The 16,198-nt window shown below is 60.5% G+C and carries 18 protein-coding genes and 2 tRNA genes; 5 read left to right on the top strand and 15 right to left on the bottom strand.

The window, feature by feature from the left end; all coding sequences use genetic code 11:
* Positions 1 to 4: 4 nt before the first annotated feature.
* From BN32_RS04385 to BN32_RS27540, 8 genes are all read right to left on the bottom strand, one after another.
* The gene (locus BN32_RS04385) at positions 5 to 595 is read right to left on the bottom strand and encodes a NuoB/complex I 20 kDa subunit family protein (RefSeq protein WP_173405774.1); all 591 of its coding nucleotides are present in this window, start codon (positions 593 to 595) and stop codon (positions 5 to 7) included.
* Entirely contained in the window at positions 592 to 957 is a 366-nt protein-coding gene (locus BN32_RS04380; RefSeq protein ID WP_019196894.1) for an NADH-quinone oxidoreductase subunit A, read from the bottom strand. The genes BN32_RS04385 and BN32_RS04380 overlap by 4 nt, the downstream gene beginning before the upstream one ends.
* A 260-nt stretch (positions 958 to 1,217) precedes the next feature.
* Positions 1,218 to 2,309: a tartrate dehydrogenase gene (locus tag BN32_RS04375; RefSeq protein WP_019196893.1), complete on the bottom strand. Its 1,092-nt coding sequence runs from the start codon at positions 2,307 to 2,309 to the stop codon at positions 1,218 to 1,220.
* Positions 2,310 to 2,602: 293 nt separating this feature from the next.
* On the bottom strand, positions 2,603 to 3,208 hold the full coding sequence (locus BN32_RS04370; protein WP_019196892.1) for a hypothetical protein: 606 nt from the start codon (positions 3,206 to 3,208) through the stop codon (positions 2,603 to 2,605).
* A 152-nt stretch (positions 3,209 to 3,360) separates the two neighbouring features.
* Positions 3,361 to 3,567, bottom strand: coding sequence for a hypothetical protein (locus BN32_RS04365; RefSeq protein WP_051488435.1), 207 nt, complete (start codon positions 3,565 to 3,567; stop codon positions 3,361 to 3,363).
* Between the two features lie 276 nt (positions 3,568 to 3,843).
* Positions 3,844 to 4,428: a protein-S-isoprenylcysteine O-methyltransferase gene (locus tag BN32_RS04360; protein ID WP_019196890.1), complete on the bottom strand. Its 585-nt coding sequence runs from the start codon at positions 4,426 to 4,428 to the stop codon at positions 3,844 to 3,846.
* Entirely contained in the window at positions 4,425 to 5,663 is a 1,239-nt protein-coding gene (locus BN32_RS04355; protein ID WP_019196889.1) for a hypothetical protein, read from the bottom strand. Before BN32_RS04355 ends, BN32_RS04360 begins: the two co-directional genes overlap by 4 nt.
* A gap of 112 nt (positions 5,664 to 5,775) precedes the next feature.
* Positions 5,776 to 6,012 (bottom strand): hypothetical protein, encoded by a 237-nt coding sequence (locus tag BN32_RS27540; protein WP_244438089.1) that lies wholly within the window; start codon positions 6,010 to 6,012, stop codon positions 5,776 to 5,778.
* Here BN32_RS27540 and BN32_RS04350 point away from each other — a divergent pair.
* The gene (locus tag BN32_RS04350) at positions 5,906 to 6,571 is read left to right on the top strand and encodes an SGNH/GDSL hydrolase family protein (protein ID WP_488225989.1); all 666 of its coding nucleotides are present in this window, start codon (positions 5,906 to 5,908) and stop codon (positions 6,569 to 6,571) included. The two genes, BN32_RS27540 and BN32_RS04350, sit on opposite strands and share 107 nt — an antisense overlap.
* A gap of 265 nt (positions 6,572 to 6,836) precedes the next feature.
* Here BN32_RS04350 and BN32_RS04345 read toward each other — a convergent pair.
* Positions 6,837 to 6,913, bottom strand: a tRNA-Asp gene (locus BN32_RS04345).
* A gap of 219 nt (positions 6,914 to 7,132) precedes the next feature.
* On the opposite strand from BN32_RS04345, the gene BN32_RS04340 reads away from it, so the two are divergent.
* From BN32_RS04340 to BN32_RS04330, 3 genes are all read left to right on the top strand, one after another.
* Positions 7,133 to 7,432, top strand: coding sequence for an HU family DNA-binding protein (locus BN32_RS04340; RefSeq protein WP_019196887.1), 300 nt, complete (start codon positions 7,133 to 7,135; stop codon positions 7,430 to 7,432).
* A gap of 230 nt (positions 7,433 to 7,662) precedes the next feature.
* The gene (gene pepT, locus BN32_RS04335; protein ID WP_173405773.1) at positions 7,663 to 8,892 is read left to right on the top strand and encodes a peptidase T; all 1,230 of its coding nucleotides are present in this window, start codon (positions 7,663 to 7,665) and stop codon (positions 8,890 to 8,892) included.
* Entirely contained in the window at positions 8,889 to 9,470 is a 582-nt protein-coding gene (locus BN32_RS04330; RefSeq protein ID WP_019196884.1) for a hypothetical protein, read from the top strand. The genes pepT and BN32_RS04330 overlap by 4 nt, the downstream gene beginning before the upstream one ends.
* A gap of 54 nt (positions 9,471 to 9,524) precedes the next feature.
* On the opposite strand, the gene BN32_RS04325 is transcribed toward BN32_RS04330, so the two are convergent.
* The gene (locus BN32_RS04325) at positions 9,525 to 9,833 is read right to left on the bottom strand and encodes a YciI family protein (protein ID WP_019196883.1); all 309 of its coding nucleotides are present in this window, start codon (positions 9,831 to 9,833) and stop codon (positions 9,525 to 9,527) included.
* A gap of 150 nt (positions 9,834 to 9,983) precedes the next feature.
* Between BN32_RS04325 and BN32_RS04320 the strand changes: the two genes are divergently transcribed.
* Positions 9,984 to 10,060: transfer RNA gene (locus BN32_RS04320), tRNA-Val, on the top strand.
* Positions 10,061 to 10,229: 169 nt separating this feature from the next.
* Here the strand turns inward: BN32_RS04320 and lon are convergent.
* The 5 genes from lon to BN32_RS04295 all read right to left on the bottom strand — a co-directional run bounded on the left by lon (position 10,230) and on the right by BN32_RS04295 (position 16,088).
* A complete protein-coding gene (gene lon / locus BN32_RS04315) occupies positions 10,230 to 12,656 on the bottom strand; it encodes an endopeptidase La (RefSeq protein WP_019196882.1) in 2,427 nt (808 codons plus the stop codon).
* A 332-nt stretch (positions 12,657 to 12,988) separates the two neighbouring features.
* Positions 12,989 to 14,263 carry an ATP-dependent Clp protease ATP-binding subunit ClpX gene (gene clpX, locus BN32_RS04310; RefSeq protein ID WP_019196881.1) on the bottom strand — a complete coding sequence of 425 codons (1,275 nt, stop codon included), beginning with the start codon at positions 14,261 to 14,263 and terminating at the stop codon, positions 12,989 to 12,991.
* Positions 14,264 to 14,601: 338 nt separating this feature from the next.
* Complete coding sequence (locus BN32_RS04305; protein ID WP_019196880.1) at positions 14,602 to 15,369, bottom strand: hypothetical protein; 768 nt, start codon at positions 15,367 to 15,369, stop codon at positions 14,602 to 14,604.
* 45 nt (positions 15,370 to 15,414) lie between these two features.
* Complete coding sequence (locus BN32_RS04300) at positions 15,415 to 15,579, bottom strand: hypothetical protein (RefSeq protein ID WP_244438087.1); 165 nt, start codon at positions 15,577 to 15,579, stop codon at positions 15,415 to 15,417.
* 56 nt (positions 15,580 to 15,635) lie between these two features.
* On the bottom strand, positions 15,636 to 16,088 hold the full coding sequence (locus BN32_RS04295) for a hypothetical protein (protein ID WP_019196878.1): 453 nt from the start codon (positions 16,086 to 16,088) through the stop codon (positions 15,636 to 15,638).
* Positions 16,089 to 16,198: the final 110 nt, after the last annotated feature.

The raw sequence follows: 16,198 nt of genomic DNA, 5'->3' as shown, positions 1-16,198 counted from the left end.
GCGATTACCGTTCAATCGTTCCGGTGCGCCGGATCTTCTTCTGCAACAGCAGCACGCCGTACAGCAGCGCCTCCGCCGTCGGCGGGCAGCCCGGAACATAAATATCGACGGGCACGATGCGGTCGCAGCCGCGCACCACCGAGTACGAGTAGTGATAGTAGCCGCCGCCGTTGGCGCATGATCCCATCGAGATCACGTAGCGCGGCTCCGGCATCTGGTCGTAGACCTTGCGCAGCGCAGGCGCCATCTTGTTGGTCAGCGTGCCGGCGACGATCATGACGTCCGACTGGCGCGGCGACGCGCGCGGCGCGAAGCCGAAACGCTCGACGTCGTAACGCGGCATCGACACCTGCATCATCTCGACCGCGCAGCATGCGAGACCGAAGGTCATCCACATCAGCGAGCCGGTGCGCGCCCAGGTGATCAGGTCGTCGGTCGCAGCAACGAAGAAGCCCTTGTCGGACAGTTCGCTGTTGATTTCAAGGAAATACCTGTCGTCCGCGCCGATCGGCTGACCGGTGCGCGGATCGAGAATACCCGTCGCCGCCTGCGAGACCGCCGGCTGCATGATCGAGGGCGCCGTGTTCGGGCTCAATCCCATTCCAGCGCTCCTTTCTTCCACTCGTAGGCAAAACCGATCGTCAGCACGCCGAGGAACACCATCATCGACCAGAACCCTGCGAGGCCGAGTTTGCCGAACGCCACCGCCCACGGAAACAGGAAGGCGACTTCCAGATCGAAGATGATGAAAAGAATGGCAACGAGATAAAACCGGACGTCGAATTTCATGCGAGCATCATCGAAGGCATTGAAGCCGCATTCGTAGGCCGAAAGCTTTTCCGGATCGGGCTGCTGATAGGCAACGATGAAGGGCGCAACCAGCAGTGCGAGACCGATCACGGTCGCGACTCCGATAAACACCACAAGAGGCAGATAGTTTTGCAGAATTCCGCCCATCGGCGACCCTTATTTTGTCGACTTTGTTCCGGAGATTCGCGGAACATTGGAATGGTTCTGAGGGATAGCGCAGCGCAACACGCAGGGCAAGACAAGCTATTTTTATTGCTCAGGTTCTTCGCCATTTGAGCATGGCGCCATGCAACGGGCGCGCAGGAAGCGCGCCCGTCTTGTTCGCAGTGAGGACTCTGGAACTAAAGGATAAGGCGAGCAGCCCGATCCGATAAATCAGCGGAAAACTGGACCGGACGCGCGCGCGGTCAGGACAGGACCCGCGCGATTTCCTTGCCGCATGCAACCGTATCGGCCTTGCCGCCGAGGTCCCTTGTCCGCAGTTTTTCATCGGCCAGAATGGTTTCGATGGCCGTCACAATGGCCTTGCCGGCTTCCGGCTCACCAAGGTGATCCAGCATCATCGCCGCCGACCAGATCTGGCCGACGGGATTGGCAATGCCCTGCCCGGCGATGTCCGGCGCGGACCCGTGCACCGGCTCGAACAGCGAGGGAAACTTGCGTTCCGGATTGAGGCTGCCCGAGGGAGCGATGCCGATGGTGCCGGTGCAAGCCGGACCGAGGTCGGACAGGATGTCTCCGAACAGGTTCGAGCCGACCACGACATCAAACCAGTCAGGGTGCAGCACGAAGTTCGCGGCCAGAATATCGATGTGATACTTGTCCCACTTCAGGCCGGGGTAATTCTTGGCCATTTCCTCGACCCGCTCGTCCCAATAGGGCATCGTGATCGAGATACCGTTCGACTTGGTCGCGGACGTCAGGTGCTTCTTCGGACGGCTCTGCGCGAGATCAAAGGCGAACTTCAGAATCCGGTCGACGCCGGTGCGTGACATGACGGTTTCCTGAAGCACCACCTCGCGGTCAGTGTTCGGAAACATCCGCCCGCCGATCGACGAATATTCGCCCTCGGTGTTCTCGCGCACGACGAAGAAGTCGATGTCGCCGGGCTTCCGCCCCGCCAGCGGGGACTTCACGCCGGGCATCAGACGCACCGGCCGCAGGTTCACGTACTGGTCGAACTCCCGGCGAAACTGGATCAGCGATCCCCACAGCGAAATGTGGTCCGGAAGAATCGCAGGCATCCCCACTGCGCCGAAGAAAATCGCGTCGTGGCTGCCGATCTGGGTCTTCCAGTCGTCGGGCATCATCTTGCCGTGCTTCTGGTAGTAGTCGCAGGAGGCAAAGTCGAAGCTGTCGAGCGTCAGTTCGAAATTGAACTTCTTTGCCGCGGCTTCCAGCACCCGCAGGCCTTCGGGGACCACTTCCTTGCCGATGCCGTCGCCGGGAATCACGGCCAGTCTGTACCTCCTGTTGGTCCCGGAGCTGGTGGTCGGCATGCTGAGATTCCTCGCCTCGCGCAGGTGTTGACGAACATTCTTGGCGTCCGGAGCGGGCGCGCCATAGCCATACAGGAGAGCGCGGGCCTGCCAAAATACTCAATCGCAGCTGGCCGCAATGCCGGCAGCGCGGCGCAGGCTTGGGCACGAGCCGCTAGTGCCCGGCGAAAGCCGTCGCCGGCGACTCTAAGCGGTTGAGTGTGTTGATGGATCTAAAGGCTGTCACGACGACACGAGCCGGTCGTCGTGCCCGCTCTACGGTAAGCGTCGGAACCGCAATTCGGCGAACTGGATTATTGTTCGCGCTCAGGCGCCAACTGCACCGACTTGCGTTCGCCGTTGATCTTCTTGAGATTGTTGACCCACTCTTCCGGGTACAGCAGATGCGTATATGGCGTCTTCAACCCCATATACTTTGCGATATCACCAATAAAGGCGGTGCAATTGTAGGTCACCGCATTCCACATAGGCGAGTTGCCTTGCAGCTTCTTGATGTATGCGAAGACGCGCCTGCCATCTGCCTCGTTGAGATAAACACGGTAGTTGGCGGTCAGGTACTGAACGTCAAGGTCGCCATAGCTGGCACCCGTCTCCGAAGGCACCGGCAGGACGTGCCCGAGAATGTAGGGCACGGTGCTCTCACCCGCCGGGTGAAGGCCGGCGACTTCAACCTTCCGGTCCACTGTGCGGCCAAACCAGACAAACGCATGGCCATAGCTTGCGGCGGTCCGTGCCCGGAAGTCGACGTAATATGGATAGTGTGCCTGCGGCTTGCGAACCGGCTTGACAGCTGGCTCGGCCGCGGCCTTTTCGGGCTCGCTGCGCACCGCGAGTTGCTGTGCCGAAGCACCACCGGTGCCCGCCCAGAACGAGACCGCGAGCGCAAAAACGCCCGTCATGAAGAAGCCCCAGCAGATCCCTTTGCGTGGAGTGTCCTGCACTGTCAGCTCCCTATCAAGATTACCGCCCCGGTAAAGGAAACAGCCACGAGGTCTCGGACTCCCCGAGAGGAGTCAGAGGTCTCGTCGCACCGATATATGTCAGGCGCCTGTTAGCCCTTGGTCACAAGGGGAGCGGCAGTTGGATACTTTCCAACCGGTGTCTTTCCAGGAAGCTTGCCGATAATTGGCAGCTTGCCGATTGGCATCTTGCCGACGGCGGCCTGCTGGTAGACGGGCTGAGGGCGCGGAAGGTCTGCTGCGGCAGCGGCCCCCACCATTGCAAACGATATGGATGTCGCGATCAGAACTTTCAGCACGGGCAATCTCCTCAGGATCAGCGTCGACACGCTGGTTAGCGGTTGGTACAGCTCGTTCGAAAACCCCATTTGCGGCGATTTACGTCGATTGAAATATTGCCACATCATGGTTACCAGACAACAAAAAGCGCCTGGTTCCACCGAGACCCAAGCGGTTTTTTTCGGGAATGTGGCCCAAATGACGCACCGAGGGCGAGCGTCCTGCCGTTGTCTGATCAGCGACCCCTCGGCGACGCGGCTCGCTCAGAAAACGGCGGCTCGTCACCGCCCTTTTGCTCAATAGATCCAGGGAATGATTCGGGAGGTCCGCGATACGTATTCGCGGTATTCGCCGCCGAAGCTTTCCAGCATCAGCTCCTCCTCCTTCGCGATTCGTCCGAAAAAGAGAACTCCGAATCCCACGAGGCCGGCGCATCCGGCAACCCAGTTGGGAAGAAGCAATGCTTGCGCAACCGCCCACAGCCAGAACGCGGTATACATTGGATGCCGCAAGTGCCGGTAAACACCATCCGAAATGAGCTTGTGATTTTCCCGGACGTCGAGGCTGACGGACCAGTTCCTGCCAAGCGCCTTGTGGGTCAAGCGAAACATCACCAGCGCCGCGATCGCCGCCAGAAGGCCCAGCCACGCCTGAGCCGGACGAAAGGCGTAATCGGCAAAGCGCGGAAACCCTGTGGCGATGTAAAGGAAGGGCAGAATACCGAGGCCCGTGAGGGATATGGACAGCAGGATGATTTCCCGCAATCCGCGGGCCGTTCGCGCGACAGGCGTACGGGCCGACCGTCGCGCATACGGAAAGCGGATAACGTACCAGCCTGCCGCAAGAAGAGCGAAGACCGCTTTCGCAACCGACGGGGTCATCGGCGGGCCGCCAAGGCCGACCCGGCAGCGTCACTGCTGTCGTGCGCGGCGCTGATCAATGTGCCGTCCGGCTCAAATGCCGAAGCCGGGCCGTTCGGCAATTTGGCCTGCAGCCTTGCCGACAACGGCCCGCACACCAGCATGAAATAATCATAGGCCGTGCGCCGTTCGTTGCCGCTGACGAATTGATTGTGCACCCGGTAGAAATTGCGGCGAATTCGCTCGTACGAGACGGGATCGAGCATGCTGCTGATTTTCACGATGCGCAGCACCGGACGGTCGGGTGTGGTTTTCAGTCCGATCTCGGACACCGGGTTCGTCTTGTAGAAGTTCATCACGTCGATCAAAGCCTGATACTCGGTCCAGAATATGCCGGAAGCCCCGGCCACGCGCTGAAGCGCGGCGTGAAAACGTTTGGCCCCCCGATGCAATCCGATTTTAAGGATGGATGATCCGACCGACAAGAACGCCACCTTGGGCGTGTTTTCGCCCACGAGGGGGTTGAGCGCCAGCACGCGGGCCAGAAGGTCAACCGCGATCACCGCACCAAGGCTGTGGCCTATGACAAGGATCTCATCCGCCTCCGTGTTGCGGGCGGCGGCATCAATCACCTTCGCAATGACGTCAAGCTTGTGGTCGAGGACCGGATAGCCTCCATGGACGTACGCGCTGGAGAAGGTCCAATCGTCGAACAGCGTGGCAAGACCGAGCCAACGGCACGGTCCTCGCAAAAATCCAACGAACACCACCAATGCGGCGGCTGCCCCGATCCAGACAGAATCGCTCACGCTTGCAACAAAACCGCCTAGCAGCCACGCGGCGATGACGAACGCATCAAAGATCAAGAAGGGATAGATGAAGAACAGCGCGTAGCGCCAGCTGGTGCGCATGTAACCGACCAGGGCGCCGCCCACGGCGAAATCAATCCATCCAAGCTGGCTGAAAACAATTCGCCGCCACCAGGGCTGACGGGCAACGGTGCCGATGACGTCGTCCCACCGCACCAGACAATAGCGCGTCTCGACACGCCAGTTCGGGCCCGTGGTCGTAATATCCCACGTCGCCTGATCCGCTTCGACCGTTGGCGGGGAAACCGAAGCTTCTGCTTTCCACGTGTTTTCGAAGCGCCGCAGTTCGCGGACGAACCGGCGATAAGCCGCTTCCGGCACCATACTGGGATCGTAGCCGCCAATATGGAACACCAGTTTTTTCCGGATTGCAGGGTGGTCCGTCATCTCGCTCCTAGAGGTCGACCTAAAGCCCACCCTGGCCGGTTGGCGTCAATCCATATGCGCGACTGTATCACGGGCTTGGCAAATGCGTCTCTCGGGCAGAGTGTGGAAACGCTCACCCCTGACGGAACTCGCCCATGATCACCCATGGATGGCGTTCAATCCAGAGCTGCATTTGCGTCGTGGCCGGGCTCTTGATTCCGGCGGCGACGGCAGGTTTCGCAGAAACAGCGTCCGTCCGCTCGGTGGCGGAAGCATGCCTTGCGGCAAACCAGAATCTGACCCTGGGAGCACCACTGCCGCACACCTCGGCGCGGCTCAAAGCCGGTGGTTTAATCAAGGTGGTTGCCATGGGCTCATCGTCGACAGTGGGATTGTGGGTCATGAGCGCGGCAGCTACCTACCCCGAAGTGATGCGGCGAGAGCTCATCAGGCTGCGTCCGAATTCGGATATCCAGATCATCAACAGTGGCCGCGTCGGCGATACGATTCCCGGCAACATCGCCCGCTTCGATCGCGACGTTCTTTCCGCCAAACCTGATCTTGTCATCTGGCAGCTCGGCACGAATGACATCGCATGGGGCGGACGTGCCGATGGCCTGAAGTCGATCATCTCGGGCGGCGTGCAGACGCTCAAGGCCAGCGGCGCGGACGTGATCCTGATGGATTTGCAATACGCGCCTGTCGTGCTCGCCTCGTCCGATCATTCAATCATGCAAAGAATCATAGCTGACGGTGCGCGACAGCAACAGGTTGGCCTGTTTCCCCGCTTCGCGCTGATGCGACGTTCGATCGACGCCGGCCTGCCGTCGGGAGCGTTGGTTTCGTGGGACGGGCTGCACAACTCCGCCGAAGGTTACGACTGCATCGGCCGGGCTCTTGCCAGAGCGATCGTCATGAGCGCGCGCTAGGCGCTCTGGGCGTTCGCCCTCTTTCTCCATGCTCTGGACCTTTCAGACCCGTCAGCAGCCTTCGCTAGGCCACGGAGGGCATCCCCGAACGTCGTCGGGCCCACCGCCCAGTCCCGCGCCTGGAGTTGAATCACAAATGCAGCGAGCGGAAACGTTCCGCCGTAGCTGCATTCCTGAAATCGGCGATGAAGCGCGGCAGGGGGCCATATGTCGGGCGCCCGACACGTTCAAAAGCCCCCCAAAACAGCTAAGTGTTTGATTTTGTTGGCGCGAGAGACGGGGCTCGAACCCGCGACCTCCGGCGTGACAGGCCGGCGCTCTAACCAACTGAGCTACTCCCGCGTAGACCGAAACGATCTGCGCACTGGAGGGGGACTTAAAGGGCGTAACTTCCCAAGTCAAGGTTGTTGCGAATCCCCTTGTGTGTAAGGCTTTCCGAGGCTGTCTGTTTAAATAAGGCGCTATTTACAGGCAAAACTCGTAGTCAGCATACGTCCGAATCAACTAAGCCCTGATCTACCGTAAGTTCTCGAAGCCTAGTATCCACGAGGAGGGCCAAACATGGCGAAGAAAGCAGCGACCCCAGCGACGATTACCCTGAAGCACCTTGCCGCAGCACTGGCCGAAGAGCACGAATTGTCCAAGAAGGCTGCCGAAACGATTCTCGGCGACCTCGTCACCAAGATCACCAAGCACCTCAAGAAGGGCGAGCGTATCCGCATCGTCGGCCTCGGCATCCTTCAGGTGCGCAAGCGCGCTGCCCGCATGGGCCGCAACCCGGCAACGGGCGAAGCGATCCAGATCAAGGCCAGCAAGAAGGTCGCGTTCCGCGCTGCCAAGGAATTGAAGGAAGCCGTCTAACACCGGCGCTTCTGACTTAACGGCCCAACGCCATTCCGGTCCGCCGGGATGGCGTTTTTCTTTTTGACTAACGGCATCGGCCTCAGCCGCGCTCACACCTTCGATGTCATTGCCGGGCTTGACCCGGCAATCCATCTCTCAGGAAATGCATTTTGCGAAGCCTGATGGATACGCGGATCGAGTCCGCGTATGACAATCGAAACTGGAGCAGCATCTTGCCCGTCAACTTTATGCACACCGTCCTCGACCGATTCCTGCGCTACGTACGAATCGACACCCAGTCGGACGCGTCGTCTCCAACCTGCCCCTCCACCGAAAAGCAGAAAGATCTCGGCCGCCTGCTCGCTCAGGAACTACGCGACCTCGGACTCGCCGACGCGCATCTCGACGAGCACGGCTACGTCTATGCAACCATCCCGGCGAATACCGACAAAACCGTTCCGGTGATCTGCTTCTGCTCGCACATGGACACCTCACCCGACTGCACCGGCAAGGACGTCAAACCGCAGATCGTGAAAAACTATCGCGGCGGCGACATCGTGCTGCCCGCCGATCCCAGCCAGGTCATCCGCGTCACCGATAACCCGGCGCTTGCAGAGCAGATCGGCAGCGACATCGTCACCACCGACGGCACCACCCTGCTCGGCGCAGACAACAAGGCCGGCGTCGCCGAGATCATGGATGCGGCGCAGATTCTGATCGCCAATCCGCAAATCAGGCACGGCGCCATCAAGATCCTGTTCACGCCGGACGAAGAAATCGGCCGCGGAGCCGACAAGGTCGACTTGAAGAAGCTCGGCGCGGCCTTCGGCTACACCATCGACGGCGAAAGCGCGGGCCACCTCGAAGACGAGACGTTCTCGGCGGACGGCGTGACCATCACCATTCAGGGCGTCAGCATTCATCCGGGCTTCGCCAAGGGCAGGATGGAACACGCCCTCAAGATCGCGTCCCGCATCGTTGACCGGCTGCCGAAGGATCTTGCGCCGGAAACCACCGAAGGCCGCGAAGGCTTTCTGCATCCGATCGGACTCGAAGGCGGGCTCGACAGCGCCACGCTGTCGCTGATCGTGCGTGATTTCACCGAGCAGGGCCTGAAGGACAAAGAATCCCTGCTCGAGGACATCGTGCGCGGCGTCATGAAGGATTTTCCGCGCTCGTCCTACACGTTCGAGGTCAAGCAGCAGTACCGCAACATGAAGGAGGTGCTCGACCGCCATCCGCAGGTGGTTGAATACGCTCTGGAAGCGATCAATCGCGCAGGGCTTCAGCCCGTCCTCAGCAGCATCCGCGGCGGGACCGACGGATCGCGCCTGTCATTCATGGGACTGCCCTGCCCGAACATCTTCGCGGGCGAGCATGCGTTTCACTCGCGCCTCGAATGGGTGAGCGTTCAGGACATGGAGAGCGCCGTGCGTACCATCGTGCATCTCGCCGCGATCTGGGAGGAAAAGGCATGATCCGGATTTTGAACCGTCTCAGCACGTTGCTGGCGCTTGCTCTGCTCGTGCCACTGGGCGCACACGCACAGGAGCAACGCTTCGACATCACGGTGACGGCGGATGCCACCATAATCAACGGCAGCCCGTGGGACGGCGTGCCGCGGCTCGGCAATTCAAAGCTCAACCTCAACGCGGCGCCCGACATCGCGGTGTGCCTTGTGCGCCCGAATGCGAAGCCGGAATGTTTGTGGCGGCCACAGGGACGCCGCCTGCTCTCGATGTGCCAGAACGCATTGACCTGCACGTTCAGCAATGTCGCGCTGCAGCCGCTGCCGATCGGACTGGTGTTCGTCGATATCGACGCGCGCAACCACGACATCATCGACGTTGCGATTCTCAGCGACAGGAATGACGCGAAGGCGAACGAGGATATAGCGGAGTCGCTGCGCACTGCGATGACAGTGCTGACGCCGCACCGGTCTGAGGACACCAAGGAGCATCTCGTTCGCGGCGCAAAGCTGATCGCCCTCGCCGATTGTGCTGGCGGAAAGCCCTGCCGCCTGACGCAATCGCAGTTCACCCTGACGAAAAAGTAGCGGGGCGGCGCGCTCCGCCGGTCAGAGCCACCGAGAGGATCGGGAATTGACGGTTTACGGTCGCATCCGAAGCTGAAGCATCGGCAGCACATCGTAGCGCGCGCCGACATTGGCCTTGATCATCGGGTCTTCCGCGACGATGGCGCGGACATCGTCGGCGCTCTCATCATCCGCCATTTCGAACAGCGACATGCCCCAGCCACCCGACGGATCAGCCACCGGCCCGTGCGCGACAACGCCGCCCTTCTCCAACAGCGCTTGCAGGAATTCGCCGTGCGACTTCATCAGCAGCCTGTCATCCGGCGTCATGGTCTTCAGGAAATCCGGGCCCGGCGGAACAAAGCGGCACATGAAATATTGCATCTAACCACTCACGCAGAGAAACAATCAGGATTAGCCGATCAAGGCCCGCCTGATGGAAGTATCTAAAATGTCAAAATGGCGATGACGTGACGAAATGCGCGCCCGAATGGCTTGCGTCAGCTCGTGCGACAGGGCAAATACAGCACTGACGGGCGGTTAGCTCAGCTGGTTAGAGCATCTCGTTTACACCGAGAGGGTCGGCGGTTCGAATCCGTCACCGCCTACCATTCCCCTGAATATCAATTGCATCCCTTCGCCAGACCAGCGACCGCAAGGGCGCGCGCCGTCCAGGCTGAACGGCAGCACACGCGCTAAACGACGCTCACTGCGGCTCGGTCGTCCAAAAAGAAAACGGCGCCCCGAAGGACGCCGTTTCCATTCATTTTGCTGTATCGCTCAGTGTGCGGTCAGGCCGCCCGCAGCCTCATCGGCGTCAGGCTTTGCCAGCGCCTTGACATCCTCTTCCCAGACGATCGGGGTCGGAACCCGCACCAGCGCCTTGGCCAGCACTTCGTCCATCCGCGCGACCGGGATGATCTCCATGCCGCCCTTGATGGCGTCGGAAATCTCCGTGAGGTCCTTGGCGTTGTCCTCAGGAATGAAGACCGTCTTGATGCCGCCACGCGCGGCCGCAAGCAGCTTCTCCTTCAGACCGCCGATCGGCAGCACCCGTCCCCGCAGCGTGATCTCGCCGGTCATGGCGACATCATGCCGGATCGGAATGCCGGTCAGCACCGAGACGATGGACGTCGTCATCGCAACACCGGCCGACGGGCCATCCTTCGGCGTCGCGCCTTCCGGCACGTGCACGTGGATGTCACGACGCTCGAACAACGGCGGCTCGATGCCGTAGTTGATCGCTCGCGAGCGGACGTAGGACGCAGCAGCCGAGATCGACTCCTTCATCACGTCGCGCAGGTTGCCCGTCACCGTCATGCGGCCCTTGCCGGGCATCATGACGCTTTCGATGGTGAGCAGCTCGCCGCCGACGTCCGTCCACGCCAGACCGGTCACGACGCCAACCTGGTCGTCGCTCTCGATCTCGCCGTAACGATACTTCGGCACGCCGAGGAACTCCTCGACCACGGCCGCAGTGACCTTCACCGACTTCTTCTTCGAGATCATCAACTCCTTCACCGCCTTGCGGGCGAGTGTCGAAATCTCACGCTCGAGGTTACGCACGCCCGCTTCGCGGGTGTAGCGGCGGATCAGGAACGACAGCGCCTCGTCGTCGATCGAGAACTCCTTCGAGTTCAGACCGTGCTTCGAGATGGCGTTCGGGAGGAGATGCTTGCGGGCAATCTCGACCTTCTCGTTCTCGGTGTAGCCGGCGATGCGGATGATCTCCATGCGGTCCATCAGCGGTCCGGGAATATTGAGCGTATTCGCGGTCGTGATGAACATCACGTTGGAGAGGTCGTAATCCACTTCGAGGTAGTGATCGTTGAACGTCCCGTTCTGCTCGGGGTCCAGGACCTCAAGCAAAGCCGACGACGGATCGCCGCGGAAGTCCGCGCCCATCTTGTCGATCTCGTCCAGCAGGAACAGCGGGTTCGAGGTCTTCGCCTTGCGCATCGACTGGATGATCTTGCCGGGCATCGAGCCGATGTAGGTGCGGCGGTGTCCGCGGATTTCCGCTTCGTCCCGCACGCCGCCCAGCGACACGCGCACGAACTCACGTCCGGTCGCCTTCGCGATCGACTTGCCAAGCGAGGTCTTGCCGACGCCCGGAGGGCCGACGAGGCACAGGATCGGTCCGGTCAGCTTGTTGGCGCGGGACTGCACGGCGAGATACTCGACGATGCGGTCCTTGACCTTCTCAAGCCCGTAGTGATCCGAGTCGAGCACTTCCTGCGCGGCAACGAGGTCCTTCTTGACCTTGGACTTCTTGCCCCATGGAATCGACAGCAGCCAGTCGAGATAGTTGCGCACGACCGTTGCCTCGGCGGACATCGGAGACATCTGCCGCAGCTTCTTCAGCTCGTGCTGAGCCTTCTCGCGAGCTTCCTTCGAGAGCTTGGTCTTGTTGATCTTCTCTTCCAGATCGGCCAGCTCGTCGCGACCTTCGTCGTCGCCGAGTTCCTTCTGGATCGCCTTCATCTGCTCGTTGAGGTAGTACTCGCGCTGGGTCTTCTCCATCTGGCGCTTGACGCGCGAGCGGATCTTCTTCTCGACCTGCAGCACCGAGATTTCGCTCTCCATCAGGCCCATCACCTTCTCAAGGCGCTGGGAGACGGACAACGTTTCCAGGATGGTCTGGCGGTCGGAAATCTTGACGGCGAGGTGCGACGCCACGGTGTCCGCGAGCTTCGCGAAATCCGTGATCTGCTGAACGACGCCCACCACTTCGGCGGAAATCTTCTTGTTCAGCTTCACATAGCTCTCGAAGTCGGAGACGACCGAACGCGACAACGCTTCCGCCTCGACGCTCTTGGCGTCGACGTCGGCAAGCGCCACGGCTTCAGCTTCATAGAAGTCGCTGCGATCGGAATACTTGCCAGCCTTGGCGCGCTCGAGACCCTCCACCAGCACCTTCACGGTGCCGTCAGGAAGTTTCAGGAGCTGCAGCACGCTGGCGAGCGTACCGATCTCGTAAATTGAATCGGGAGCCGGATCGTCATCGGACGCGTTCTTCTGCGTCGCGAGGAAAATCAGCGCATCGTTCTTCATCACCTCTTCGAGCGCCTTGATCGATTTCTCGCGGCCGACGAACAGCGGCACGATCATGTGCGGGAAGACGACGATGTCGCGAAGCGGCAGCACCGGATAGGAGTGGCTTTCACCGTGAACGATGGTTGGCCGAGGCTTTGAGGCAGTTGTCATGCCTATATTCCCTTTGTTGCGCCCCCTTGCACGCAATCCGCCGTTCCTGACGCGACTGCCACAAGGTGCCTTGTGTACCGGATAAAGAAAGAGCTCTTTTGAGCCAGCGGCCGCATCGCGGCCTCTCCCTGCCCGGGTCGATTTACTGCGAATCTTGCGAGGTTTTGTCCGCAGCACATCATTAGGTGGCTATGGCGCATGGGGGTGTCAAGAGAGCGAAAACCCCCGCCAATCTTGGTTTATTCTAACGTCGCACAAGACGCAGAAACGGCTGCCGAAGGGTATCGGCAGCCGTTTCCTGTTGACAACCTCAACGGTTCCTATGAACCCGCTCAGGCGCTGGCGCTGGTCTCTGCGGCGCGGTCCGAACGGTCCGCGTAGATGTAGAGCGGACGCGCCGTCGCCTCGACCACTTCGCGCGAGATCACAACTTCTTCGACGCCTTCCAGGCCCGGAAGGTCGAACATGGTCTCGAGCAGGATGCTTTCGAGGATCGACCGCAACCCGCGCGCGCCGGTCTTGCGCTCGATGGCCTTGCGGGCCACCGCGCCAAGCGCCTCGTCGGCGAAGGTCAGCTCGATATTCTCCATTTCGAACAGGCGCTGGTACTGTTTCACCAGCGCGTTCTTCGGATCGGTCAGGATCTTCTTCAGCGAAGCCTCATCCAGATCCTCGAGCGTCGCCACAACCGGCAGACGGCCGACGAATTCCGGGATCAGACCGTACTTCAGCAAATCCTCAGGCTCGACCTCGCGGAAGATTTCGCCGGTGCGACGGTCTTCCGGAGCCAGAACCTGCGCTGCGAAACCGATCGACGTGGTCCGGCCGCGCGACGAGATGATCTTCTCGAGGCCCGAGAACGCACCACCGCAGATGAAGAGGATGTTGGTCGTGTCCACCTGCAGGAACTCCTGCTGCGGATGCTTGCGGCCACCCTGCGGCGGCACGGAAGCCACGGTGCCTTCCATGATCTTCAGCAAGGCCTGCTGCACGCCCTCGCCCGACACGTCGCGGGTGATCGATGGGTTGTCGGACTTGCGCGAGATCTTGTCGATTTCGTCGATGTAGACGATGCCGCGCTGCGCGCGCTCGACGTTGTAGTCGGCGGCCTGCAGCAGCTTCAGGATGATGTTCTCGACGTCCTCACCGACGTAACCGGCTTCGGTCAGCGTCGTCGCGTCGGCCATCGTGAACGGCACGTCGAGGATACGGGCGAGCGTCTGCGCAAGCAGGGTCTTGCCCGAACCGGTGGGACCGATCAGCAGGATGTTCGACTTCGCAAGCTCAACGTCGTTGTGCTTGGTCTGGTGATTGAGGCGCTTGTAGTGGTTGTGGACTGCAACCGAGAGCACTTTCTTGGCGTGCTGCTGACCGATCACGTAGTCGTCCAGAACCTTGCAAATTTCCTTCGGCGTGGGAATGCCATCGCGCGACTTCACCAGCGACGACTTGTTCTCCTCGCGGATGATGTCCATGCACAATTCGACGCATTCATCGCAGATGAATACGGTCGGGCCCGCAATGAGTTTGCGGACTTCGTGCTGGCTCTTCCCGCAGAACGAGCAATAGAGAGTGTTCTTTGAATCGCTCGTACCGACCTTGCTCATTCCTATCTCCGTCCGCCGCTCGATCTTGTCTCAGAGGTTTGCCCCATCCCGGTACACACCGGAATAATGTTTAGATAGAGCAAAAACCGTACCAAAAAAGACCCACCACTCCATTTGCCGCACGAATCACGGTTCAATCGAATCCCGATCATCAGGCCCTAGCCAACCATGGTGCCACCCGACTATCAAGAATTCGCTAATCACCGAAGTACCCAACACCGTGATCTTGGCGCAATTTTGCGCGTTTTCAGGAGCTTGGCTCGTCGAATTCATTGCAGCGTTGCGGGAATGACACGGGCCTTGGGCCGTGGAACTCCGCTGGCGGCCCTGACTGGCTGCTATGAGCCAAGGATCCCCTTGAGGCCCGCATATATCGAACCTGCAGCTGTGGACAAGATGCCAAGAAGCGGGCCGGCGGTCTTCATCAGTTCCTGAATGATCCGGGCGCGGCGCCGAAGCTGATCTTCTCCAACATAAGGCCCGAGCAGCCGCGCCGCGCGATAGGCCGCAGCGTTTGGCCGGTCGCCTTGAGACAGCGAACTCGCCAGAAGCTGCAGCATCAGGATGCCGAGAATGTTTCCGGTCAGGAAGGCCAGAGCGATGCTCGCCGAATATTCAAGCACCTCGCGCCATTCAATCCAGGATGCAGGCAAAATCGGAACGTGGTCGTTCAGGCCGGTCACGGTCAGCATGCAAAACACGGCGAGCAACGCCGTGACGACTCCAGCGAGGGCGGCGCCGCGATATCCGACTTTCTGGACCGCGAAGATCGCGAAGCCGAACGGCAGCGGAATGAGCACCGAGGCGATGCGCAGATACAGTGGCGACACATTCAGCACGATGGTGACGATAACATGCGCCGCCACCAGCAAGACCGCCGGAATCAGAATGTAGCCGATGCTGTGAGTGGCGAAGGATCTGACCGGATGGCGGCGGCGGTAAAGCCGCGCGCTGACGTTGTCGAACTCACGCCGGATCTTTTCGATGTCCGCGACGACGCCCTCGATTTCAAGAAGTACCGGGCGCACCACCCGAAGGTCGCGCGAGCAGTGCTTGCAGACAAGCGCCTCGTCTTTCACCTTCTCGGCGCAGAACGGACATTCCATCAGATGGCCGACGCGTGGGAGTTGAAAATAAACGACTTGGACATATCAACTCCGCCGCAATGAGATGCGCTGGCGGCGCCGGAGCGCCTCAAGCTCCGCTTTCGCCTGCGCCAGTTCTTCGCTGGCGAGAGCACGCTTGCGGATCAGGTCGTCCCGCTCGGCAAGCAGCGTTTCCGGAATCGTGATGTCGCGCGAACAGGAACTGCACACCAGCGCTTGCGGGACAGTGGGCTGCGCACAAAAGGGGCAAGCGGCAATCATACGGCTCAGGGCGCGACTTTGAGGGTGAAACTCGTCGTCGCCGCGCGGCCCTCTGAATCTTTCACATCCACACGAATGACGTGATCACCGGCCGGCAGTTCCGCATCGGGCATATCGATCCCGTCCGGTTTCACGAAAGGCTTGAGCCGCGGCGTCAGGTCGACAGACGGGCTCTTCATGTAGGTCACCTTCAATGAATCCGTATCGATCTTGGCTCCGCCGAACGACTCGAACTTCAATTGCAGACGCATCGGCGATTGTGTCGCATCCGCTGTGCCGACAAACGCAACCTTCGGTCCGCGGGTAATTCCGCGGGTCGCCACGCCGACTGCGCCTTTCGGCGGCGGCAGCTTGGCCTCGTCGGCGGAAATGAGAACCGTGCCGGCCTTCGACTCTCCGGCTGCCAGAAAAGCCGCAACGACAATCGTGCACCCCAGAAATATCCAAAAACGCCGCATGAGAAAATCTCCTTAGCAATACCGCAACTCTACAGCACGCCGCAGCTTTGCGGAAGGCGGGTGCCGTTCTCCCGGAAGGTTGATGCGCGCCCGTTAAAACGAGTTCGCCG

Source organism: Afipia birgiae 34632 (genome assembly GCF_000308295.2).
GTDB lineage: Bacteria > Pseudomonadota > Alphaproteobacteria > Rhizobiales > Xanthobacteraceae > Afipia > Afipia birgiae.
The sequence above is the reverse complement of the archived record's forward strand: the minus strand, read 5'-3'. Positions and strand labels throughout refer to the sequence as shown.